Annotated in this window: 15 protein-coding genes and 1 other annotated feature; of the genes, 3 read left to right on the top strand and 12 right to left on the bottom strand. The window is 70.4% G+C overall.

The features are described 5' to 3' along the window. Window positions 1–17: 17 nt before the first annotated feature. Entirely contained in the window at window positions 18–2,765 is a 2,748-nt protein-coding gene (locus BEN78_07425) for an outer membrane receptor protein (GenBank protein ASR44993.1), read from the bottom strand. Between the two features lie 489 nt (window positions 2,766–3,254). Between BEN78_07425 and BEN78_07420 the strand changes: the two genes are divergently transcribed. Both BEN78_07420 and BEN78_07415 read left to right on the top strand, forming a co-directional pair. Next, entirely contained in the window at window positions 3,255–3,776 is a 522-nt protein-coding gene (locus tag BEN78_07420; protein ASR44992.1) for a hypothetical protein, read from the top strand. After that, window positions 3,773–4,843, top strand: a complete 1,071-nt coding sequence (locus BEN78_07415; GenBank protein ID ASR43231.1) for a hypothetical protein — start codon at window positions 3,773–3,775, stop codon at window positions 4,841–4,843. Before BEN78_07420 ends, BEN78_07415 begins: the two co-directional genes overlap by 4 nt. Before the next feature lie 36 nt (window positions 4,844–4,879). Here the strand turns inward: BEN78_07415 and BEN78_07410 are convergent, their stop codons facing one another. Next, window positions 4,880–7,198: a 5-methyltetrahydropteroyltriglutamate--homocysteine S-methyltransferase gene (locus tag BEN78_07410; protein ASR43230.1), complete on the bottom strand. Its 2,319-nt coding sequence runs from the start codon at window positions 7,196–7,198 to the stop codon at window positions 4,880–4,882. A gap of 209 nt (window positions 7,199–7,407) precedes the next feature. Then, window positions 7,408–7,640, bottom strand: a binding site (cobalamin riboswitch). Window positions 7,641–7,658: 18 nt separating this feature from the next. Next, window positions 7,659–8,369 (bottom strand): NAD(P)H dehydrogenase, encoded by a 711-nt coding sequence (locus BEN78_07405; GenBank protein ASR44991.1) that lies wholly within the window; start codon window positions 8,367–8,369, stop codon window positions 7,659–7,661. Window positions 8,370–8,481: 112 nt separating this feature from the next. On the opposite strand from BEN78_07405, the gene BEN78_07400 reads away from it, so the two are divergent. Next, window positions 8,482–9,411 carry a LysR family transcriptional regulator gene (locus BEN78_07400; GenBank protein ID ASR43229.1) on the top strand — a complete coding sequence of 310 codons (930 nt, stop codon included), beginning with the start codon at window positions 8,482–8,484 and terminating at the stop codon, window positions 9,409–9,411. A gap of 35 nt (window positions 9,412–9,446) precedes the next feature. On the opposite strand, the gene BEN78_07395 is transcribed toward BEN78_07400, so the two are convergent. The 9 genes from BEN78_07395 to BEN78_07355 all read right to left on the bottom strand — a co-directional run bounded on the left by BEN78_07395 (window position 9,447) and on the right by BEN78_07355 (window position 22,321). Further along, window positions 9,447–10,220, bottom strand: a complete 774-nt coding sequence (locus BEN78_07395) for a hypothetical protein (protein ID ASR43228.1) — start codon at window positions 10,218–10,220, stop codon at window positions 9,447–9,449. A 105-nt stretch (window positions 10,221–10,325) separates the two neighbouring features. Next, window positions 10,326–10,505: an oxidoreductase-like protein gene (locus tag BEN78_07390; GenBank protein ID ASR43227.1), complete on the bottom strand. Its 180-nt coding sequence runs from the start codon at window positions 10,503–10,505 to the stop codon at window positions 10,326–10,328. A 31-nt stretch (window positions 10,506–10,536) separates the two neighbouring features. Then, window positions 10,537–11,376, bottom strand: a complete 840-nt coding sequence (locus BEN78_07385) for an acid phosphatase (GenBank protein ID ASR43226.1) — start codon at window positions 11,374–11,376, stop codon at window positions 10,537–10,539. Between the two features lies 1 nt (window position 11,377). Further along, the gene (locus BEN78_07380) at window positions 11,378–12,346 is read right to left on the bottom strand and encodes a transaldolase (protein ASR44990.1); all 969 of its coding nucleotides are present in this window, start codon (window positions 12,344–12,346) and stop codon (window positions 11,378–11,380) included. Window positions 12,347–12,377: 31 nt separating this feature from the next. Next, a complete protein-coding gene (locus BEN78_07375) occupies window positions 12,378–13,568 on the bottom strand; it encodes a formyl-CoA transferase (protein ID ASR43225.1) in 1,191 nt (396 codons plus the stop codon). Between the two features lie 128 nt (window positions 13,569–13,696). Beyond that, window positions 13,697–15,553, bottom strand: a complete 1,857-nt coding sequence (locus BEN78_07370; GenBank protein ASR44989.1) for a hypothetical protein — start codon at window positions 15,551–15,553, stop codon at window positions 13,697–13,699. A 52-nt stretch (window positions 15,554–15,605) separates the two neighbouring features. Continuing rightward, the gene (locus BEN78_07365) at window positions 15,606–17,807 is read right to left on the bottom strand and encodes a sulfatase-modifying factor protein (GenBank protein ID ASR43224.1); all 2,202 of its coding nucleotides are present in this window, start codon (window positions 17,805–17,807) and stop codon (window positions 15,606–15,608) included. A 28-nt stretch (window positions 17,808–17,835) separates the two neighbouring features. Continuing rightward, the gene (locus BEN78_07360) at window positions 17,836–18,789 is read right to left on the bottom strand and encodes a ribokinase (protein ID ASR44988.1); all 954 of its coding nucleotides are present in this window, start codon (window positions 18,787–18,789) and stop codon (window positions 17,836–17,838) included. 1,309 nt (window positions 18,790–20,098) lie between these two features. Beyond that, window positions 20,099–22,321, bottom strand: a complete 2,223-nt coding sequence (locus BEN78_07355) for a TonB-dependent receptor (GenBank protein ID ASR43223.1) — start codon at window positions 22,319–22,321, stop codon at window positions 20,099–20,101. Window positions 22,322–22,467 lie beyond the last annotated feature (146 nt).

Raw genomic sequence — 22,467 nt, 5'->3', positions numbered from 1 at the left:
GTCGGGGAGCGGGACGCTCAGAACTTCAGACGAACGCCGGCGGTGTAGTAGCGGCCCATCACGTCGTAGTACGGCGAGAACGTCGATCCGATCGGCGCCTGCTTGTTGGTGACGTTATTGATCGCGCCGTACAGCTCCAGCTGCCCGCCCTCGCCCAAGCGCGTGCTCGCGCCCAGGTCGTAGTAGAGGTAGCTGCCGATCGCACCGTTGACGATCGCCTGGTTGCGGTCGTACTGCCCCGACGAGATGTAACGGGCACGGACGTTGGCCGAGAACCGGTCGCTGTTGAACGTCAGGCTGCTGACCGCGCGCCAGCGCGGCACGCCCAGGCCGAACGCATACCCCTGCGAGCCGACGTACTCGATGTTGCTGATGCCATCGTCGGTGGTCAGGCTGTTGATCCAGCTGGCCAGGGTGCGCGTGGTCAGTGTGCCGCCCACACCGAACAGCGTCGTCGGCCGCTTGTAGGCCAGCTCGATGTCCACGCCGTCGGTCTTGTACTGCGACAGGTTGGTGTAGGTGGAGACGATGCGGGTGATGTTGCCGCCGGCATCGCGCTCCACCCGTGCGCACATCGCTGGGTTCCCTGCCGCGCAGCGATTGAGGATGTCCTGCAAGCCCACCGTGGTGATGACGTCCTCGATCTGGATGTCGAAGTAGTCGACCGACAGGTCCAGCCCCTCGACCGACTGCGGCGACCAGGTCAGGCCGACCGTGAGCGTGTCGGCGGTCTCGGGCGTCAGCGCCGGATTGCCGCCGCCATTGCTCAGCGCATACACCGTCTGGCCGGTGACCGGATCGAGCACGGTGCTCCAGCCGGTGGTGCTGGTGGTGTACAGCTCGCTCAGGTTGGCCGAGCGGATGTCGCGCGAGCGCGCGATGCGGCCGCGAAAGCCCGGAAAGAACTCATTGGTCGCGCCCAGCTTCCAGGACCAGATCGCCCCGGTGGTGGAATAGTCGGACACGCGCGCGGCAGCGTTGACGCCGAAGTCGTGCAGCAGACCGCGGTCCTTGGCGATCGGCAGCAGCACCTCGCCGAACAGCTCCTTGACCGTGAAGCTGCCCTGCATCGGGTTGAAGCTGAAGGAGCGGAAGGCTTTCGCCGCATCGAGCGCGCCGACGCGCTGGTCGATCGACTCGCGCCGCGCTTCCACGCCCACCGCCACCGACGCGGCGCCAGCCGGCATCTGGAACGGTTCGCCGCGCAGGCTCGCACCAAAGGTGTCGAGCTTGACCGTCGAGCGCTGGCTGGGCGTGCCGGTCACGTAGTCGGCCGCCGCCTGTGATGGCGCGCCTTCGCCGAACACGTTGATCGGCACGCAGGCGACGCTGGGATCGGCGAGCGTGACCCGGCACACCGGGGCACCGGTCACCGGGTCGATGACAGAGTCGATCGCGTTCGCCCACTCCTGCCGCAGCACGAAGCCGGGCGTGTCGAAGTTCTGCTCCGCCTCACCATGCGAGTAGTAGGTGCTCCAGCGCCAGTCGCCGGCATAGCCGTCGAACGCCAGCGTGGCCTGAGTGGTGCGGCGCTCGAAGTCGATCCGCGGATAGTTGATGTCATTGTTGAACCGGCCCAGCGTCAGCGTGCTGGCACCGGCGGCGAGCATCTCCTCGCGCACGGCATCCGGCAGGAACGCGTTGTCCAGACCGATCGACAGGTTGCCGCGGTTGTGGTCGCCGAACCAGATGTAGTGGTTGTACATGCGCGAGTGACGCACGTCGGCGCTCATCCGGACGGTGTCGGTGAGGTCGTAGCGCACGCTGGCCAGCGTCGAATAGCGCTTCTGTGGCGCGCTCAGCGGGCTGTAGTCGTCGTTCGACGGGCCTTCGCCGCCGCTCATCAGCGCGCCGACCACGGTGCCGTAATCGAAGGGGCGCAACGACCCGTCGGGGTTGAAGGCCTGGCCGGTCAGCGAGAAGCCACGCACCGCATTGCCGCTCGCATCGCGGGCGCCAACGATCAGGCCGCCGATCGCGGCATCGGCGAAGCCCACGTCGGGCATCAGCGTCGGCTGGCCGTCGATCCGCAGCGTCGACCAGCGGCCGGCTCGCGGCCGGGCACTGCGCGGCACGATGCCGTCGTTGTCGAGAAACTCGCCGCCGACCAGCAGGTGACCGCGATCGCCCGCAAAGCGCGTACCCCAAGCGCCCTCGAAGCGCTTTTCGTCGCCATCCGAATAGGTCGAACGCCCGGCCTGCGCGCCGAACTTCACGCCCTCGAAGTCGTGATCGAGGGTGATGTTGACCACACCGCCAACCGCGCCCGAGCCCCAGGCCGCCGACGCACCGCCGGTCACCACGTCCACGTACTTCACCAGCACCGAAGGCACGGTGTTGAGGTCGTTGTCACCCGAGACCCGGCGACCGTCGAGCAGCACCAGGGTCCGGCTGATGCCCAGGCCGCGCAGGTCGACCGGGGCGTTGCCGGCGCCGGTGTTGGAGCCGGTGGTCTGCGGCGAACTGGTCGCGCGGAACTGCGGCAGGTCGTTGAGCGCGGCACCAATATTGGTGCGCATGTCCAGGTTCAACTCTTCGGCGCTGATCGGCAGGATCGGCGTCGGGGAGACGAAATCGGGCCGGTCGATACGCGAGGCCGACACGCGGACGGTGTCCAGGCTGACCGCATCGCCCGACGGCCCCCCGACCGCCGTGCGCGCACCGGACGCCGCCGGCGACGCTGCCGCGCGCGGCGCGTTCTCGTCGGCGACGATGATCACCCGGCCATCGCTCTCGCGATAGGTGAGCCCGGTGCCGGCGAGCATCAGGTCCAATGCTTCGCTCAGGCTGTGGCGCCCGGAGACCGCAGGCGCGGTCAGGCCGCGGACCAGGTCCGGCGCCACGATGATCTCGCGCTCGGCGCTGAGCGCCAATTGGTTGAGCGCCGCGCCCAGCGGCTGACTCTGCACCGCGTACTCGCGCTGCGCCTCCTGCGCCGACGCCGGGACGACGACACCGACCATGCACCCCAGCGCGATCGCCAGTGCCGGCACCAGCGGATGCAACGAATGGCGACGCGCGCGGCGTGCCTTCAAACTCTTTGCCATGAAATCCCCTCGAAAGTCGTGATCGGTCCCCGCCCGTCCATGACGAATGGTCATGACGCCCCTGTCCTCGATGTAGACGCACGAGCGCCACAATTCCTCAGCTTGCTCATCACGGGCCGGTCACATAGGGTTCGAAGACGACATTCGTCTGCCCTCCTCCCACACCCGATGACTGCGCCCGCCCCCGGCAAGGCGTCCGAGGCTGCCCTGTCGCAGCCCGACGAGCGGAACGTCACCCGTCTGGCCCAGCACTACCGGCCGGCGCTGCTGCGCTATTTCTCGCGGCACCTGACGAGCGCGGAAGACGCCGAGGACCTGACCCAGGACACGCTGGCGCGCCTGAGCCAGCAGCCGGGCCATCGCCTGGCCGGGTTGGCGAACGTCGAAGCCTTCCTGATGCGCATCGCCTCCAACCTGCTGCGCGACCGCTTCCGCCGCGACCGCAGCCACCGCGCATCCGACCACGTGCCGATCGAGGCGGTCGCCGCGGCCTGGCAGAGTGAGGAACCGTCCTGCGAGTGCGTCTACGCAGACAAGGCGCGTCTGCAGCGGTTCCTGCAGGCGCTCGATGCCTTGCCGCCGCGCTGCCGCGAGGTCTTCTTGCTGCAGCGATATGATGGGCTGACCTACAGCGCCGTCGCCAAGCGGCTTGGCATTAGCGTGAGCGCGGTGGAGAAGCACATGATGCGGGCCCTGATGCACTTGGATGCGACCCTGGACGAGGCATGAAGCCTGAGCTCGAGCTGATCGAAGGCGGCGACCCGATCCGGCGCCGCGCAGCCGCGTGGTTCGCACGCCTGCGCGCTGACGACGTGAGCGGCGCCGACCTGCGCGCCTGGCAGGACTGGATCGACGCCGATCCCCGCCATCGCGCCGCCTACGAACGCCTGGAGCGGCTGTGGACCGGGCTGGGCACGCATGCACCGGATCCGGAGATCGCGCGCCGCCTGGACGCGGTCGCGCCGGCCGATCGCAGCGAGCGCACGCGTCCCCGTCGTCGCTGGCCAGTCGCCGCGGGCCTGGCGGCCACTCTCGCCCTGGCGCTGCTCGGCGCCTGGCAGCTGCTGGTGCCGGCCGCGCCGACCGAGCGTGTCTACGCCACCGGCGTCGGCGAGCGGCGCGAGCTGGCGCTCGAGGACGGCACCCGCATCACCCTGGACACCGACAGCCGGCTGCACGTCGCCTTCGGGCCGCGCACGCGCACAGTGGTCCTTGACCGCGGCCGCGCGTTCTTCCGCGTCGCCCGCGAACGCCGGCCGCTGACCGTGCATACCGCGCACGGCGGACTGCGCGTGGTCGGCACCGAGTTCGAACTGAATCGGCGCGCCGATGCGCTGGACGTCGCCCTGATCGAAGGCGAGGTCGTGCTGCTGCCGCTCGATGACGGCCGCGACGACCGCCCCGCCCCGTTGCTGGGCCTGGTCGCCGGCCAGACCGCGCGGCTCAGCCGCGATCTCGACACACCGCAGATTGGCACCCTGCGCAAGCCCGCCGCGCCGGCCTGGCTGTCGGGCCGGCTGGTGTTCGAGGACGCGACGCTGGCCGAGGTCGTGGCCGAGTTCAACCGCTACAGCCACGAGCGCATCGTCATCGAAGACGCGTCGCTGACACAACTGCGCGTGACCGGTGTGTTCCGCAGCGATGCGCCGTTGGCCTTCGTTGGTGCGCTGTGCGAGGCCTATCCGATCGTGGCCGACGCCAGCACGCCAGGCCGCCTGCGCCTGCGCCACGACCCGGACCGCCATGCGAGCCACGCCCCCGCCCAGACCGGGCGTCGCACCGTCGCCAAGCACTGACGACGACGCGCGCGGCGCCCGACCTCGACCCGCGCGCTAAGCGGGTACGGCCGCAACCGGCTCGGCCTGACTGCGCTGCGCCTGCGCACGCAAGGCGCGCGCGGCCGCCACCAGCGCCGCCAGCGCCGCGCGCGTTTCCGGCCAACCGCGCGTCTTGAGCCCGCAATCGGGATTGACCCACAGCTGGGCGACCGGGATCGACTCGGCTGCTCGGCACAGCAATGCGGTCATCTCCTCGACATCGGGCACACGCGGAGAATGGATGTCGTAGACACCCGGGCCGATGCCGTTGGGATAGCGGAACCGCACGAAGGCCTCGAGCAGTTCCATGCGCGAGCGCGAGGTCTCGATCGAGATCACGTCGGCGTCCATCGCCGCGACCGCCTCGATGATGTCGTTGAACTCCGAGTAGCACATGTGGGTGTGGATCTGGGTGGTGTCGGCCACGCCCGACGCGCTGATGCGGAAGCTCTCGACCGCCCAGTCCAGATACGCCGCCCAATCGGCGCGCCGCAGCGGCAGGCCCTCGCGCAGCGCCGGTTCGTCGATCTGGATCACGCCGATGCCGGCCGCCTCCAGGTCGGTCACCTCGTCGCGCAAGGCCAGCGCGATCTGCCGGCAGGTGTCGGCGCGCGACTGGTCGTCGCGCACGAACGACCATTGCAGCACTGTCACCGGGCCGGTCAGCATGCCCTTCATCGGCCGCGCGGTCAGCGACTGCGCGTACTGCGACCAGCGCACGGTCATCGGCGCCGGACGGGCGACATCGCCGTAGATCACCGGCGGCTTCACGCAGCGCGAGCCGTAGCTCTGCACCCAACCGTTCTTGGTGAACGCGAAGCCATCGAGCTGCTCGCCGAAGTACTCGACCATGTCGTTACGCTCGAACTCGCCGTGCACCAGCACATCCAGCCCGAGGTCTTCCTGCACGTGCACGCAGTGCGCGATCTGGTCGGCGATGAACGCATCGTAGTCGGCCTGGCTCAGCTTGCCGGACTTGTGCGCCGCACGCGCCTGCCGCACCTCGAGCGTCTGCGGGAACGAGCCAATCGTGGTCGTGGGCCACAGCGGCAGCGGGCGCAACGCATCCTGCGCGGCCCGACGCGCGGCATAGGGCGTCGCGCGACGCGACGCGGACGCATCGAGTGCGGCCACCCGCGCGGCGACCGCCGGCCGCTGGACGCGGGGCGAGGCGCGCCGCGCGGCGATCGCGTCGCGCGCCTGAGCCAGTGCCGGCTCGGCGGCGTCAGGGTCGGCCAGGGCGTCGGCCAGCAGGCGCAGTTCGTCGAGTTTCTGCCGGGCGAAAGCCAGCCAGCTGCGCAGCTCGTCATCCAGCGCGGTCTCGTCCGCCAGGTCGACCGGCACGTGCAGCAACGAACACGACGGCGCCAGCCACACCGGATCGCCGCCGCGCGCGCTGATCGCATAGCGCGCCAGCACCAGCGCATCGTCCAGCCGCGTGCGCCAGATGTTGCGGCCGTCGACGAGCCCCAGCGACAACGTGCGCCCGGCCGGCAGCGCACCGAGCACCGCATCGAGCTGTTCGCGCCCGCGCACCAGATCGACATGCAGGCCGTCGACCGGCAAGGACGCGGCCAGCGCCAGGTTGTCGTCGAGCGCGCCGAAGTAGGTCGTCAGCAGCAGCTTCGGTCGCGCGCCCTGGGCGAGCGCGGCGTAGGCCCGGCCGTAGGCCGCACGCACCGCAGGGTCGAGGTCGAGCACCAGCGCCGGTTCGTCGATCTGCACCCAGGCCGCGCCGGCGGCCTGCAGCCGCGCCAGCAACTCGGCGTACACCGGCAGCAGCGTATCGAGCAGCGCGAAGCGATCGCTGCCGTCGACGGTCTTCGACAGCCACAACAGCGTGACCGGCCCGAGCAGCACCGGCCGGGTCTCGATGCCCTCGGCCTTGGCTTCCAGATATTCGCGCACCGGCTTGTCGTCGCGCAGCGCGAAGCGCTGGCCGGCCTGCAGTTCGGGCACCAGGTAGTGGTAGTTGGTGTCGAACCACTTGGTCATCTCCAGCGCATGCAGGTCGACCCCGTCCTGTTGATGACCCCGCGCGAGCGCGAAGTAACCGGCCAGCGGATCGGCATCGGCCAGCGCGCGGTAGCGCTCGGGGATCGCGTCGACGCCGAAGGCGGCATCGAGCACCTGGTCGTAGAGCGAGAAGTCGTTGCTCGGTGGCGTGGCGACGCCGGCCTCGCGCTGCAGGCGCCAATGGCGCAGGCGCAGCTCGCGCGCCACTGCCTGCAACTGCGCGGCGTCGGCCTCGCCGCGCCAGTGACGTTCGACCGCGCGCTTGAGCTCGCGTTTGCGGCCGATGCGGGGAAAGCCGAGATTGGTGATGCCGGTCATGGTGGATGCGTCCTCAATGCGTGGGATTGAGGAACGAAGGGCCCGCATGGCGTGCACCGCGCCTGCGCGCGCCCGCCTGCCACACGGCCGACCTTCGCCCCCTCGGGCGAACCGGGGCCTGCGTGCGGACGTGCGGGACCGGCCGCGACGAGCGCGGCGCGATGCCCGTGCACCTCCCCGCGGAGGCCCCAGGTCGTACGTGCGCGCCTGTCGGTGCGCACGGCCAAGGCAGGTCTTCGGGCTCACGGACGGGCCACCTGCGAGGTGGTGGGCCTACTGCCCGTCGCTTCCCGGCCCGGACGGGCGCCAGTGCGTTGACGGGGGTCGTTTCCAGTTACCGCTGCGGGGCAGCGCCGGAATTGCCGCCATGCGGCGCACCGGCTTCCCTTTTAATCATCGCTTCATTCGCATGAAGAGATGAACCTTGGCGGCGACACGGTAGCCCTGGGCGCACGGGCGGTCAAGCGGGCGTGGCCGCGGCGGCCCGCTCCCGCGCATCGGCCTCGTCGGCCAGGCGATCGACCAGCGCATCGACCGCGGCCTCGGCGCGCGCGATCGAGGCCGCAAGCCGGGCATCGGCGAACTCGTCGTATTCCACCGCGACCCGGTCGACGTCGGTGATGCCCATGTAGCGCAGCGGCGTCATCACGCCCTGCTCGACCAGGTTGTCGCCGGCGTTGCGACCACCGGGGTCGTAGTCGTGATCGCCGCGCGCACCCAGCAGCACGGCGCGGCGGCCCTGACCGGCCAGCATCGGCCAGTACGGCGCACCGGTGCGCGCGCGATCGAAACCGAAGGTGCGGCCCACGCGCACGATGTTGTCGATCCAGGCCTTGACCGGCGCGGGCATGCCGAAGTTGTACATCGGCACCCCCATCACCACGAGCGGGCTGCCGAGCAGTTCTTCGATCAGCGCATCGCTTTCGGCCAGCCGCTCGATCATCCACGGCGTGCGCTGCGCCGGCGGCGTGAACGCGGCATGGATCCAGCGGCCGTCGACATGCGCCGGCGGTGTCAGAGCAAGATCCCGATAGACGATGCGATCGCCGGGGCGCCGGCGTTGCCAGCGCGCGACGAAACGGGCGCCGAGCCGGCGGGTATGGGAGCCGTGCGGGACCTCGCCCGAACAACCGGGGCGGGCACTGCCGTCGAGATGGAGCAAGCTGAGCATCATTCACCTGTCGAACCTGGGAGAGAATGCGCACTGCGGCGCTCCGGCATGATTGGCGCCAGCCGAGTGCCCGACAAACGATGTTTTCTCGTCCGATGGATGAATTGCGCTCATGCACGATCGCCCCGCCCGCCTGCCTCCGCTGAGCGCGCTGCGCGCGTTCGAGGCCGCCGCCCGACGCCAGAGCTTCAAGGCCGCAGCCGAAGAGCTGTCGCTCACGCCCACCGCGGTCAGCCACCGCATCCGCCAGCTCGAGGACTGGCTCGGCCTGCGGCTGTTCGCACGCCAAGTGCGCCAGGTGCGGCTGACCGAGGCCGGGCAACGGCTGTACCCGAGCGTGCGCGGCGGCTTCGATGGCATCGCCACCGCCGTCGCCGACCTGCAACGGCAGACGCGCCGGCCCGCGGTGACGCTGAGCACGACCCGGGGCTTCGCCGCCCGCTGGCTGTTGCCGCGCCTGCCGGCGCTCGCTGCGGCCGCGCCCGAAGTCGATCTGCACCTGCACGCGGCCGACGACCCGGTCCGGCTGGCCGCGGGCGGCACGGAGCTGGCGATCCGCTACGGCCCCGCACCGGGCCCACAGGTCGAAAGCTGGCCGCTGCTGCCTGGACGTTTCATTCCGGTCTGCGCCCCCGGCCTGGCGCTGGCCGGCATCAGTGCGCTGGCGACCCTGCCGCGGCTGCGCTACGTCTGGCGGCTGCAGGACGCCCACACCCCCGACTGGCCGCGCTGGTGCCAGAGCGCCGGCCTGCCGGACGCGCACGGCGGCGAACTCGGCTTCTCCGACGAAGCGCATGCCATCCAGGCCGCGATCGCCGGCCAAGGCATCGCACTGGCGAGCGTCGCCCTGGTGGCCGACGCACTGGAAGACGGCGTGCTGCGGGTCCCGTTCGGCCCCGCGCTCGACGGCCACGACTTCCGTCTGCTGGCCGCGCCAGGTACCACGCACACACCGGCCGTCGCCGCCGTCGGCGCCTGGCTGCGCGCGGAGGCCGACGCGTTCCTGGCCCGGCACGCCGCGCGCTTCACCGCAGTCGCATAAACGCAGCCGCGCGTCAGTCCGCGGCCCTGACGACGTCAGCTGCTCCAGTTGAGACCGAGGACGGTCTCGCAACGTTCGATCACCGCGACGCCGGCCTCGGACTGCGCGACGAGCTTGTCATCTTCAAAGAATTTTGCGAACTCCCGCCTCACCCGATAGGCCGCCTCCGACGATGCCTTGGCCATCGGATCGTCCACGCCTTCGATGACCGCACCGGGCAGCGAATTCATAGGAATCTCGCCCCTCACGGCCAACTGTGCGCACAGGCCTGCGTAGTACGCCTTTCGCTCATCTCCAGCAGTTGCAATATCTCCGGAGAAGAATCCCGCCACGTGGAATCCCTCGTGAGCGATGAGATCGACCAGGTTTGCCACTGTCCTGGCGCCGTCGTCAAACAACGGCACAGCGAGCGCCACGCGCGGCGCGCCAACGCCGATCCAACGCTTGGTCATCCGATAGCGCCAGCCGCTGGGCACGACATCGATCCGCCACCGCAACGCGATCTGTGGATAGAGGCGTGCGACAAAGCGGGCGGCTGAAGCTGCGGCCTCACAGAGCGCATCGTCGTCGACCTCGGCATCCGACGCGATTCGGATCTCCAATCCGTTCCGATCGCACTGCCTGTGACGGAACGCACGCGACCAGCGCCGCTCGCCAGGCAGATAGCCGAACGACGTCGTCCCCGCCAGCGGCCCTGCCTCCCAACCAGCGACCATCGTCGCCCCAACGCTCGGCGTGTGGGACAGAACATCGCGACTCAGGCCGCTCGCGCACGCCGATGCGAGCATTGCAGCCACGAGAGCCAACACCACAGTTCGTCCATGTCGAGAATGCATTGCTCGATTCTCTCCTCCAGGCTCGGCGCGACCGGCCAGCGTCTCCTTTCTTCAAGCCAATCCTGGCAAAGACCGACCTCAGTCGGCGCCCGGATGCCGCGCACGCCACGCGGCCAGGCGGGCACGGTAGTCGGCCATCGCGTCGGCGTGCAGATCGTAGACGCAGATCGGGCAGCCGCTGTCGCAGCAGTCGCTCGGCAGCGGCGCTTCGGGCGGCTCGGGCCGCGGATCGGGATCGGGGGCAGGCGTCGTGGTCATTGCTCGGCCATTGTCGCGCAGCACGCCGGCTTCAGCGGTCGTCGGCGGCCGGCAATGGCGACAGGCGCAGCGCGGCAGTCTGCGCGTCGCAGCCCTCGGGCTGCGCGCCGCGCGCGCGCTGGGCGGCGACTTCTTCGCGCGCCGCCGCCAGATCGGCGAGGTACGCCGGTTCGGCCTGCAGCCGTGCGAACGTCGCCGCGCCCACGACTTGGCCCTGCACGATGTCGCTGTACCAGTGCACATTGCAGACCAGTCGGCTCTCGCCGAAGCTGCGCCCGCGCTGCAGCAGCGGATCGGCGCGGTCGGGCGCGATGGCGGTCAGCGCCAGCGCCCAGGTCCAGCCAATCGCGGCGTGGCCCGACGGGTACGAGCCGCTGTCGCGCAGCTGTTCGACATCGTCCGGCGTGCAGACCGGCGCGCCGTTGGCCAGGAATGGCCGGCGGCGCTGCCAGTGCAGCTTGGCGGCGCGGCCATCGATCGCGGCGTCGGCGAGGCTGCGCCGCAGCAGTCGCACCAGGTGCGGGGTGTGGGTCGTGTCGATCGGCACGCCGAGCGCGCAGGCGTAGAGGTCGGCAGCCTGCGGGAAGTCGAGGTCGGCATCGATCGCCGCCTGCTGCCAGCGTGGGGTTTCGCGCAGCGCCAGCGCGCGAGCGGCGATGGCCTCATCGAGGGCCCGCGCGGCCGACTCCGGCGCGGGCGGTGCGGGCAACAGGGCCCGGCTGTCGAAGCCGGGCGCATCGAGGTAACCGACACTGACGCCCGGGCGCTGCTCGGGCACGACGACCGGTGCGGCCGCGGTGGAGCGCGGGCCGCCGGCGCACCCGGCGACCAGCAGCGCCGCCAGCACGCCCACGGCGTGCCGGACGCGCATCTCAGCCGGCCTGCAGGCGCTGGGCGATCGTCTGGCGCAGCGCGGCGAGATCCTTGGCGAACGCGGCGATGCCGTCGCGCAGCTTTTCGTCGGCCATCGCATCGGCTTTGAGGTCACGCGCGAACTGCGCGGCGTCGACCGGCGGGTCGATCCGGCCGTCGCCCTTGCCCGGCGTCAGCGCGCGCGCCAGCGGGCCGTGCTCGGCATCCAGCGCTTCGAGCAGGTCGGGCGAGATCGTCAGCCGGTCGCAGCCGGCCAGCGCTTCGATCTGCGCGGTCGAGCGGAACGAAGCGCCCATGACCACGGTCGGCGAGCCGCGACGCTTGAACTCGGTGTAGACGTCGCGCACGAAGCGCACGCCCGGATCGTCGTCGATCGTTGCCGGCACCTCGCCGCGGGCGACGTGCCAGTCGAGGATGCGGCCGACGAACGGCGAGATCAGGAACACGCCCGCCTCGGCGCAGGCGATCGCCTGGCTGCGGTTGAAGATCAGCGTGAGGTTGCAGTCGATGTCCTCGCGCTGCAGCTGCTGCGCGGCGCGGATGCCTTCCCAGGTCGCAGCGATCTTGATCAGCACGCGCTCGCGGCCGACGCCGGCATCCTCGTACATGTCGATGAACTGGCGCGCCTTGGCGAGCGTGGCCTCGGTGTCGTGCGACAGGTCGGCATCAACCTCGGTCGAGACCCGGCCCGGCACCAGGCCGGCGAGCTTGCGGCCGACGCCGATCGTCAGTCGGTCGACGACCTGCCGGACCACCGCGTCGGCATCGCCATCGAGCCCGCGTGCGCGCTCGAGTTCATGCTCGATCAGCTCGGCATAGATCGGCAGGTCCAGCGCCTTGCGCACCAGCGTCGGGTTGGTCGTGCAATCGACCGGCTTGAGCCGCGCGATCGCGTCGGCATCGCCGGTATCGGCGACGACGACGGACATCGTGCGCAGTTGGTCGAGCTTGGATGCGGCAGCGGACATGAACACCTCGGGTTGGGACGTGGACCGCCGCTCAGGCGGAATCGCCATTGTCGCGTCCCACGGCGCCCAGGGCCACCCTGACCGCCTCGGAATGCTGACCCAGCGTGGGCGCGGCGAACGGGGCAGGCCCCGGCGTGCGGCCGAAGCGGATCGTCTGGGCGACGCCGCGGTAGCTGCCCAGGGTCGGATGCGCGATCGTGCTGACGATGCCCTCGGCCAGCACCTGGGGATGCTCGAACATGTCCTCGACCGCACGCGCGGCCGCGCACGGCACGGCATCGCCGAAATGCGCCTCCCAGTCCAGCGCATCGCGCGCGGCCAGCGCCGCGTGCAACTGCGGCAGGATGTCGTCCGCATGCTCGGCACGCTTGCGCACAGTGTCGTAGCGCGGATCGGCGGCCAGCGCCTCGAGCCCGGTCAGCGCACACAGCGCCTGCCAGAACCGCGGTGTATTGGCCGAAATGTAGAGCCAGCCCGCACGCGTGGGATGCAGCCCGGTCACCCCGCCCGAGCGCATGTCGCGGCCAATGTCGAGCGCCTCGCCCTCGGCCCAGACCATGCGCGCGGACTGCATCGCCAGCGCGCTGCGCAGCAGTGAGACGCCGACGAACTGGCCTTCACCGCTGCGCTCGCGCTCGTACAGCGCCGACGACACCCCGGCCGCCAGCAGCGCGGCCGCGTAGTAGTCCACCACCGAGCCGTAGACCAGCTCCGGCGGACCGCCGCGCTTGCCCTGCAGCGTGCAGATGCCGGTCATCGTCTGCAGTACCTGGTCGTAGCCGGCCTTGTCCTTCAGCGGCCCGGTCTCGCCGTAGCCGGTGACCGCGCAGTAGATCAGCCGCGGATTCATCGCCGACAGCGTCGGGAAATCGATCGCCAACCGCTCGGGTACACCGGGTCGGAAGTTGTGCACCAGCACGTCGGCCTCGCGCACCAGCCGGTAGAGCACCGCGCGGTCGTCTTCGGCCTTGAGGTTGAGGGTGACGCCGCGCTTGCTGCGGTTGATGCCCAGGAACGCCCGGCTCTCGGCGGCCAGCGTGGAGGGGTAGTTGCGCAGGTTGTCGCCGTCCGGCGGCTCGACCTTGATCACGTCCGCGCCCTGGTCGGCCAGCAATGCACAGCCGTAGGGGCCGGCGATGTAGGCGCTCAGATCGAGCACGCGAACGCCGCTCAACGGGCCGGGCGCGCCAGCGCGACCATGGGCGAAAGGGGAATCCGTCATCTCGTCCGATATCCATTCAACGCGACAGCGCAGGGCCGGAGCAGTCTGCGCGACGCGTGCGCCGCGAGCCATGCGCTCGGCCTATGTTCTCCCGCCACAGAAACTTGCTTGCGCATCGCTCGCATCGTTCAGAGCGCGCCGCAATCGCCAGCGTCGGCACCGTCGTGCGACGGCGCCAGCCCGAGCCAAGTGGTGCGCCAGATGCGATCGCGGCGCTCCCCGATGCCGTAGTAGGGCGCGAAATCGATCGGTGCCCGCTCGGCCAGGTGCAGGCGCAGGCCCACCGCGGCCGCGTCGCCGTCGCCCGCGGGCGGCAGTTCCTCGATCCGGATCTGCGCATCGTCGTCGGGCAGGCGCACGGTCTCGGCGGTGCGATAGCCGTCGATCAAGCCGGTCGCGTAGACCAGCGGGCCACGGCTGAAAGCGATGTAGTCCTGGCGCAGCACCTGCTGGCGGACCGGCGAGCCATCGGGCGCACGCGATTCCTGCACGTTGCGGTAGACGCGGCGGTGGATGTGCGGACGCAGCTGCAACGTCAGCGCAACCGCGTCGCCATCGGCCCAGCTCCGCTCGATGCGCACATAGTCGCCAGCGACCACGGGCTCGGGCCACGGCGTGCCGGCGACGGTGAGCGTCGCATCCTGTGCCCAGGCAGGGATGCGCACGCGCAGCGCGAAATGCGCCGGCTGCGCCAGGCGCAGTTGCAGGCCGATGTCGCCGTCGAACGGATAGCGCGTGTCCTGCACGACCGTCACCTCCCCCGCGCCGGGCAGCGTGCACGTCGCCTCGCCCGGCCCGAGCAGGTTGACGACGAGACCGTCGGCATCGGTCGCATATGCGATCGCCGGCAGTTCCTCGATCGCCATCGCGCCGCTCGACTTGCAGCAGCGCCAATAGTTGGTGTGGATGCGGCGGCCGTTGGCGTAGGAGTAGTAGCACCAGCCCTCGCCGTCGGGTGCCTGCGCGCCGAGCAGGTCGTTATAGGCGGTGCGCTCGATCTCCTCGGCATAGCGCGCCTGCCCGGTGATCGCCAGCAGTTCGCGGTTGAGCTGCAGCCAAGCCAGGATCGAGCAGGTCTCGACATAGGCCTGGGGGTCGAACACGAACGCAGGATTGAACACCTCGCGCGAGCGGTGGCCGATGCCGCCGAACGGGCCGCCGCCCAGGCTCAGGTGGTGGTCGCGGATCGCCTGCCACTGCGCATCGAGCGCCTGGCGATGGCGCGGATCGCCGCTCGCGCGCGCCAGCTTCGCCAGTCCGACCAGGTTCCAGCACAGCTGGTAGGCCTTGCCGGTGGCGATCTCCGACGGATCGGCGCCGGCCAGCGCGCGCTCGAGCAACGCCAGCCGCGGATTGGCATCGGCCTGGGCGAGGATGCGCCGGGCCAGTTCGAGGAAGCGCGCATCGCCGGTCGCAGCATGCAGGTCCATGACCGGATCGAGCAGCACCGTCGCCGACATGCCGTGGTGGTTGCCGACTGTGGTGATGTCCAGGCCTTCGATGCAGAACGTGCGCCAGCACAGCACGCCGATCCGGCGCGCGGTCTCCAGCGCGCCCGCCTGCGGGAACCGCCGGTGCACTTCGAGCAGACCCAGCAGCAGATAGGCATGGGTCCACACGTCCCAGGTCCGCAGCGCCGGCTCGCCGTTCCAGCTTTCGGGCTTGGGCGGCTGCGGCACCATGAAGCGTCGATGCGGCGCGTAGGTGCCCAGGTACCCGTCGTCCTCCTGCACCTTGGCCAGATACGCGGCGACGGCACGCACGCTGTCTTCCAGCGCGGCATCGCCGCTGCGCGCGGCGGCCTTAGCCGCGGCCGCCAGCCACTTGCCGGCGTGCTCGCCGTACCAGTCGCCCTCTTCGTTGCCGGCGCGGTGCGCCGGATCGAAGATCGCGATTGCTGGGCTGTCGGGCCCGGTGACGAAGTGCGACAGGCGCCCGCGGCGATTGGCGTCCAGCGCCTCGCCCAGCAAGCCGCGCAACCGCACCTGGTCAGGTGCGGGCGGGCGCTGCGCGTCGCCGGCGGCGATGTCCAACGACTCAGCCATGTGCGCGCTCCGCATCGACCACACAGCGGAAGCCCACCGTGCCCGAGCGGTCCTTGCCCGGCGCCATCAGCAGATACTTGCCGTGCTGATCGAGCCGATAGGCCTGCGGGAAGTACCAATGCGAGGTCTGCGGCTGGTAACTGCTGCCACCGCGCAGGATCGCCGCACGCGTGTGCGTGTCGATGTATTCGTCGGTCCATTGCCAGACGTGGCCGATCAGGTCCTCGACGCCGAACGGCGAGGCGCCCTGCGGATGCGCGCCGACATCGGCCGGCGGCAGCAGACGGCGGCCGCGGTTGACCCGCGGCACGCAGCTGTCGTGCCAGGTGTCGCCCCAGGGATACCGGCGGCCGTCGTGGCCTTGCGCGGCGTACTGCCATTCCCATTCGCGCGGCAGGCGCTTGCCGGCCCATTGCGCGTAGGCGCGCGCGTCCTCCAGCGACACCCAGGTCACCGGCTTGTTCTCCCAGCCCGGGCGCGGCGCGCCGTCGACCCAGTGCCGCAGGAAGTTGTGCGCATCGCGCGGCGCGTAGCCGCTCTCGGCCAGGAACCGCGCGAACTGCGCATTGGTTACCGGATGGCGGTCGATGTGGAACGTGGCCAGCGTCATGCGGCGGCGATGGTGCCGGCGCGGGCACGACTCCCACGGGTATTGCACGTCCAGGCCCGCCCAGTCGAAGCCCTCGATCTCGACGCCGCCGACGCGGAACAGGAACTCGCCACCGGGAATCGTCACCATGTCCTCGGTCGCGGCGGTCTGCGGCGCGGTCGGCGCCACCTCGACGATCGCCTGCGGCAACGGCTGCCAGGCGGCCGAGTGCGCACCGATCGGGGTGCGCGCCTGCGCGGCGAGCGTGGCCAGGATGGCGTCGAGGCCGTCCGTGTCGGCGCCCGGCGCCAGTGCCAGCAGCGCGCCGAACCCGCGTCCCTCGAGCGGCAGCTCGATCACCGCTTCGCCGTCGATGACGCGCGGCGCGATCGGCTGGCCGTGCCACAGATCGTAGTAGCGGGTGCCGTCGACGTGCGGCAGCGCGAGCTGCTCGCCATCGATCGGATACTCATGCCGATTGATCAACGTCCACAACGTGCGGTCCGCACCCGGGAACCGGCTAGCGAACACGCCGCGCTGCAGGCAGGGCTGGTACGGCGCCCAGTCCAGGCTCACCACCAGTTCCGGAAATGCGCGATAGATCGTCGCGATGCGCCGCAGCACTTCGGCATTGCGCGGGGTGAACTGGTTCCAGATGCCCCAGATGTTTTCCCAGGCGTTGTAGCCGATGCCGTTGAAGAAGCAGTACTGCAGGTCGTGCGTGCGGTCGCGGCCCCAGCGGTTCTCGTAATTGACCATGTGCCGCGGCTCGAGCCACTTCCACTTCGACACCGGCGGCACCGGACCGTCGGGCGCCTTCTTGCCCCAGCTCTGCACGTTCCAGATCAGCTGCTCTTCGGAGCTGATCGTCGATTCGGGCTGCAGCACGACCGGCCGGCCATGGCGCTCGCAGGCATCGAGGAACGCGCGCGGCACGCCGTTGAACGTGTCGCCGTTGATGCCGTCGGCACCGACCGCCGCGACGATCTCCGCCAGGCCCTCCCAGTGGCTGGTGCCCGGATCGCGGGTGCCGTGATCCCAGGGCTTGGCCGGCAGGAACACCCGCACCCCGCGCGCCTGGAACGCCTGCACCGCACGGCGCAGACCGTCGAGGCCGCCGGGCAGATCGTGCGCCAGGTCGAACTGGTTGCGATCGTCGATGCCGATGTTGGGATAGACGTACCAGATCAGCACCGAATCGATGCCGCCAAAGCGCGCGATCAGATCATCGAGATAGCGATCGACCGTGTACTCGGCGCGCTCGGCGTCATAGAAGTAGCGGTCCTCGACCATCATCTGCGCGTGCACGAAGTTGCGCTGCGCCCACAGCAGTTCGGGCCGGCGGTAGTTGGCGTCGTCGTAGCCGATGCGCACCAGATGCTCGCGGCGCCAATCGCGCAACTCGGCCAGCCAGTCGGCCGCGCTCTCGTTGGCATCGATCATCCAGCCGCCGATGTCGGCGAACGGCCAGCCCGGTGCCTTGCCCGGCGTGGGCAGGTAGCGGCCGGTGGTGACGTGCGAGAACTTGTACTCGCTGCGCAGCGGCGCCGGACCGTGGTCGGCGCTGTCGGCGTCGTCGAGCGTCTCGTAGGGGGAGGCGGTCATGGGGGGCGTCTCGTCAAGGAATGGGGGATCAGGCGGCCAGGCCGCAGCGTGCCGCCAGTGCGGCGCGGCCGGGCGCATCGCCGGCGCCGGCCAGCAGCGCCTGCACCTGCGCGCGGGCCGGCACGCTCGACTGCGCGCCGAGCGCGCTGCAGGCCAGTGCCGAGGCGGCCGCCGCATCGCGTAGCGCGGCCGGCAAGGCATCACCGCGGGCGAGCGCGGCGACCAGCGCGCCGCAGAAGGTGTCGCCGGCGCCGGTGGTGTCCACCGCCTCGACCGGAAACGCCGGCTGCAGATGCAAGGCCTCGCCCTCGCGTGCCAAGCAACCGGCCGCGCCCAGGGTCACCACCGCGCAGGGCACCGGCAGCCGCGCGAGCGCGGCGGTGAGGTCGCCTTCGTCGCCGACCAGCATCGCCAGTTCGCCCTCGTTGACCACCAGCACGTCGACCAGACGCAGCAGCGCTTCGGGCAGTGCCTGCGCGGGTGCGGCGTTGAGCACGACCCGCACGCCGGCCGCCTGTGCGCGCGCGGCGTAGGCGGCCACGCTGTCGAGCGGCGTTTCGAGCTGCAGCAACAGATAGCCCACGCCGTCCAGCGCAGGCAGGTCGTCGGGCGCCAGCGCGGCGTTCGCGCCCGGCGCGACGGTGATCGCGTTCTCGGCCCCGTCGGCCAGGCAGATGAAGGCCACGCCTGTCGGCAGCGTGGTCTGGCGGCGGATGTCCAGCGACACGCCGGCCGCGCGCAACGAATCCTCCAATGGGCGGGCATGCGCATCGTCGCCCAGCGCCAGCAACATCCGGGTCGGCGCACCGCCGGCGCGTGCGGCCGCGACCGCCTGGTTGGCGCCCTTGCCGCCCGGGAAGGTGCGGAAGTCGCGGCCGAGCACGGTCTCGCCAGGCGCCGGAATGTGCGCGGCGCGCACGACGAAATCGAGGTTGGCCGAACCGGCGACGAGGACCGCAGCGGCGGCCGGCGACTCACTCATGCGAAAGCCCTTGCTGGACGAGGTTGTAGAACGGGGTGGCCAGCCGCGGCAGGTCGCCGGGGACCTCGCGCGGCAGGTGCTGGGCGAGCAGGATCGCGATCGCATGCTGGGACGGGTCGATGACGAAGTGCGTCGAGGCCGCCCCGACCAGCCGACCTGCCCCGGCGCGCCGAGACGCCCGCGCGCGGCCGGATCGAGCTGCACCGCCAGGCCCAGGCCGAAGCCTTCGGCCGGACTGAACTGGGTATGCGGCTGCGCCAGGTGCCCGAGCTGGTTGCGCAGCATCGCCGCGACCGTCGCTTCGCGCAGGTAGCGGCGGCCGTCGAGCGCGCCGCCGCCAAGCAGCATGCGGCACAGTCGCAGGTAATCGGCCGCGGTCGAATACAGGCCGCCGGCACCGCTGGTGTAGGGATTGAGCGGCGCGCCCGGCGTCGTCGCACTGGGGCCGTCGGCCAGGCGCAGGTGGCCGTCGTCGCCCAGCGTGGTGATGTCGACCACGCGTGCGCGCGCATCGGCCGGCACCGCGAACCCGGTGTCGGGCATGCCCAGCGGCTCGAAGATGCGCGTACGCAGGAACGCGTCCAGCGATTGCCCCGATACCACCTCGACCAGCCTCGCCAGCACCTCGGTCGCCGCGCCGTCGTAGGCGAACGTCGTGCCCGGATCGTGCTGCAGCGGCAACGCCGCCAGCCGCTGCACATAGCCGGCCAGATCGGGCGCGCCGTGCAGGTCGGCCGCTTCGCGCAGCTGCAGCGCAGGGCCGTCGCCGATCGCAATGCCGCTGGTGTGGGTCAACAGATGGCGGATGGTCAGCGCGCGCGCCGGCGCACGTCGCGTGCCGTCGTCGGCGAGCACGCGCAGGTCGGCGAACTCGGGCAGATGCCGGGCGATGTCGTCGTCCAGGCCGATCCGGCCCTCGTCGCAGAGCATCAGCACCGCGACCGACACCACCGGCTTGGTCATCGAGTAGATGCGGAAGATCGCATCGGCGCGCATCGGCTTGCGTTGCGCGAGATCCAGATGGCCGGCGACATGGGTATGCGGCGACCGGCCGTCCTGCCACACCGTCGCCACGACGCCGACGTAGCCGGCATCGGCCACGGCGGCATCGAGGAATCGGTCGAGCGGCTGCCAGCGCGCGGCCTGGGGGGCGGCGTCATCGCCCCCGGCCCAGACCGGCGCAATCGCTGTCAGCAGCGCCAGTGCGGCCACCCAGGCGACACCGCGTCGTGCGCCGGCGATGGGCCGCCGCCCGGTGTCCCGCTGCCCCCGCACTTCCCGCATGACCTACGCCCCGCCCTCGTTTCGATCAGAACGCGATCGTATGGGTCAGCGACACCATGCGCCCGCGACCGGCCCAGTAGTTCTGCCAACCGGGGACCTGCGACCAGCTGAGGATGTACTGCTTGTCGAACAGGTTCTCGATGCCGAGCGTGAGCTTGCCGTAGCGGCCGGTGTCGTAGTTCACGCCGAGATCGACCAGGGTGTAGCCCTTGGTGTTCTCTTCGTAAGTGAAGGCCTTGCCGTCGTACTCGCGCACGTCGCTGCCCGACAGATGGCGGTCGAACAGCTTCGTCGCGCCCAGCGTCAGGTCGGCATCGGGGGCGAAGTTCCAGGTCACCGAGACCGCAAGCTTGTCGGGGTTGGCATCGAGCACACCCATCGGCTTGTTGAGGCCGCCGGCGCCATAGCTGCCGTCGGGCGCCTCGGCCCAGAACGCGGTCTTGCCGCGGATCCGCGAGTAGATGCCCGAGACCTTCCACTGCGGGTTGAAGCGGTACTCGCCGTTGGCCTCGAAGCCGCGGATGCGCACCGGCGCACGCGCCATCACGAAATCGTTGCTGACCGGATCGACCGACAGGGTCGAGCCGAACGGCGATTTGGAGTCGTAGTAGGACGCGCCGAACGCCGCCGAGTCACCGCGCCAGTTGAAGCCGACTTCCTTGTTGGTGACGATGATCGGGTCCAGATCGGCAATGCGATCGACCGACTGACCCGGCACGTTGATGTTGCGCAACGGGATGCCGATGTTGGCCAGCCCGAAGCCTTCGCCGTAGGACGCGAACACCGACCAGGTGTCGGTGATGCGCCAGATCGCACCGAGGTTCTTCATCGTCTCGGTGTACTCCAGCCCGCCGCCCTGCACGAACACGCTGTTGCGATACGCGGTGGTGGTGTAGCTGTCGACATGCAGCTCGCCGTCCTCGCGGCGCAGGCCGCCGCTGAGCGTCACCGGGCCCACGTCCCAGGTCAGCTGCGCGTACGGCGCCACGCTGCTGTACTCCATCGGCGGCACCCACACGCGGTTGGTCAGCGCCAGCCGCTGCGCGGCCTCGTCCTCGACCACGTCGACGCCGGTGCGCAGCTGCAGCCCCGGCACGCCGAACAGATCGCCGCGGGTCCAGCTGGTGCGCAGGCCGCGCTTCTTGGACACGATCTCCGACTGGTCGTAGATGCGCTGGCTCTCATCGAAGCTGTCGTCGACCTTCACCAACTGGCGGTCGTCGCCGTCCTCGGGCAGGTAGCGCATCGCCTGGTCGGCCCAGTAGACGTCGGCGGTGAACGTGCCGCCGAACAGGTCGCCGTGGCTGTAGTTGAGCGCGGCCTGCTGGAAGTCGTTGAACTCGGTCAGCGAGCCGGCGATCGAACCGCGCTCGGAAGTATTGGTGCTCGGGATCGGACACTCGACCGGGTCGTAGCGACAGCCTTCGACCTGCTTGTAGTTGCCCTTGCCCTCGATGCGGAAGTCACTCAGGCTCAGCTGCAGACGCTGCACGCCGCCCTCGCCGAAGTTCGCGCCCAGCTTGGCGTAGAGGTTGCGCGATTCCGAATCGGCCAACGAGCCGCTGGTGTTCATGCCGATGCGGCGACCGTTGCCGTCGTAGGAAATCCCGCGGTCGATGTACGAGGCGCTGAGCAGCGCGTCGAAGTCGTCGCTCTTGTAGGCGTGGTTGACGCCCAGCTTCCAGCCCGCGCTGTCGCTGCCCGACTGGGTCGAGTAGCGCGAGATCACCGTGGTCTCGTGGCCTTCGACCGTCGGCACCTTGGAGATGTAGTTGATGATGCCGCCGGCCGCGCCGATGCCTTCCGACGCCGACGGGCCGTTGATGACCTCGATGCGCCCGACCAGGCCCATGTCGGTGAACGTGCCGTTGCGGTTGCCCTCGCGCAGCGGCGAGCCCTGCGGGATACCGTCGAACAGGCGCAGCGCGATGCGGCCGCGCAGCGTCTCGCCCGAGTTACTCATCGCCTGCGAGGACTCGGCGTAGCCGGGCACCGTGCGCGCCAGCACCGCGGTCGCGTCCTCGGTCAGCGCCAGCGTGTGCGCGACCTGCTCCTGCGACACCAGGCTGATCGCGCCGGGAATCTTGTCGATCGAGGTGGCCACGCGCGTGCCGGTCACGACCATGCGGTCCAGGTTCACGGCATCGCGGTCGCGGGTGCGCTCGTCGGCGTCGTCGGCCTGCTGCGCCCAGGCGGCGGCAGGCAGCAGCAGGATGCAGGCGATCGCGGCGGAAAGCGGCTTGATCATGTCGAAGTCTCTGAAGGAGTGCGTGGCGGCCGGGCGTGCCGGCGGCGGCCTGGAAGCTGTGGAACCGGCGGCGCGATGCGTCCCCCGGTGGCCAGAGAGACTAGGCGTCCGCGCAACCGCGATGCACCGCCTGAACGTATGTTCAA

It is taken from the genome of Xanthomonas citri pv. mangiferaeindicae, assembly GCA_002240395.1.
GTDB classification, from domain to species: domain Bacteria; phylum Pseudomonadota; class Gammaproteobacteria; order Xanthomonadales; family Xanthomonadaceae; genus Luteimonas; species Luteimonas citri_A.
Note: the sequence above shows the minus strand (reverse complement) of the source record. Positions and strands in the feature narration are given on the sequence as shown.

Bases quoted from the DNA above. Each gene is read 5' to 3' on its own strand.
- BEN78_07385 (ASR43226.1), bottom strand. From the start codon at position 11,376: ATGCGCGTCCGGCACGCCGTGGGCGTGCTGGCGGCGCTGCTGGTCGCC.
- BEN78_07375 (ASR43225.1), bottom strand. From the start codon at position 13,568: ATGACGGATTCCCCTTTCGCCCATGGTCGCGCTGGCGCGCCCGGCCCG.
- BEN78_07415 (ASR43231.1), top strand. From the start codon at position 3,773: ATGAAGCCTGAGCTCGAGCTGATCGAAGGCGGCGACCCGATCCGGCGC.
- BEN78_07365 (ASR43224.1), bottom strand. From the start codon at position 17,807: ATGACCGCCTCCCCCTACGAGACGCTCGACGACGCCGACAGCGCCGAC.
- BEN78_07410 (ASR43230.1), bottom strand. From the start codon at position 7,198: ATGACCGGCATCACCAATCTCGGCTTTCCCCGCATCGGCCGCAAACGC.
- BEN78_07390 (ASR43227.1), bottom strand. From the start codon at position 10,505: ATGACCACGACGCCTGCCCCCGATCCCGATCCGCGGCCCGAGCCGCCC.
- BEN78_07380 (ASR44990.1), bottom strand. From the start codon at position 12,346: ATGTCCGCTGCCGCATCCAAGCTCGACCAACTGCGCACGATGTCCGTC.
- BEN78_07405 (ASR44991.1), bottom strand. From the start codon at position 8,369: ATGCTCAGCTTGCTCCATCTCGACGGCAGTGCCCGCCCCGGTTGTTCG.
- BEN78_07355 (ASR43223.1), bottom strand. From the start codon at position 22,321: ATGATCAAGCCGCTTTCCGCCGCGATCGCCTGCATCCTGCTGCTGCCT.
- BEN78_07400 (ASR43229.1), top strand. From the start codon at position 8,482: ATGCACGATCGCCCCGCCCGCCTGCCTCCGCTGAGCGCGCTGCGCGCG.
- BEN78_07360 (ASR44988.1), bottom strand. From the start codon at position 18,789: ATGAGTGAGTCGCCGGCCGCCGCTGCGGTCCTCGTCGCCGGTTCGGCC.
- BEN78_07425 (ASR44993.1), bottom strand. From the start codon at position 2,765: ATGCTCGCCGGCACCGGGCTCACCTATCGCGAGAGCGATGGCCGGGTG.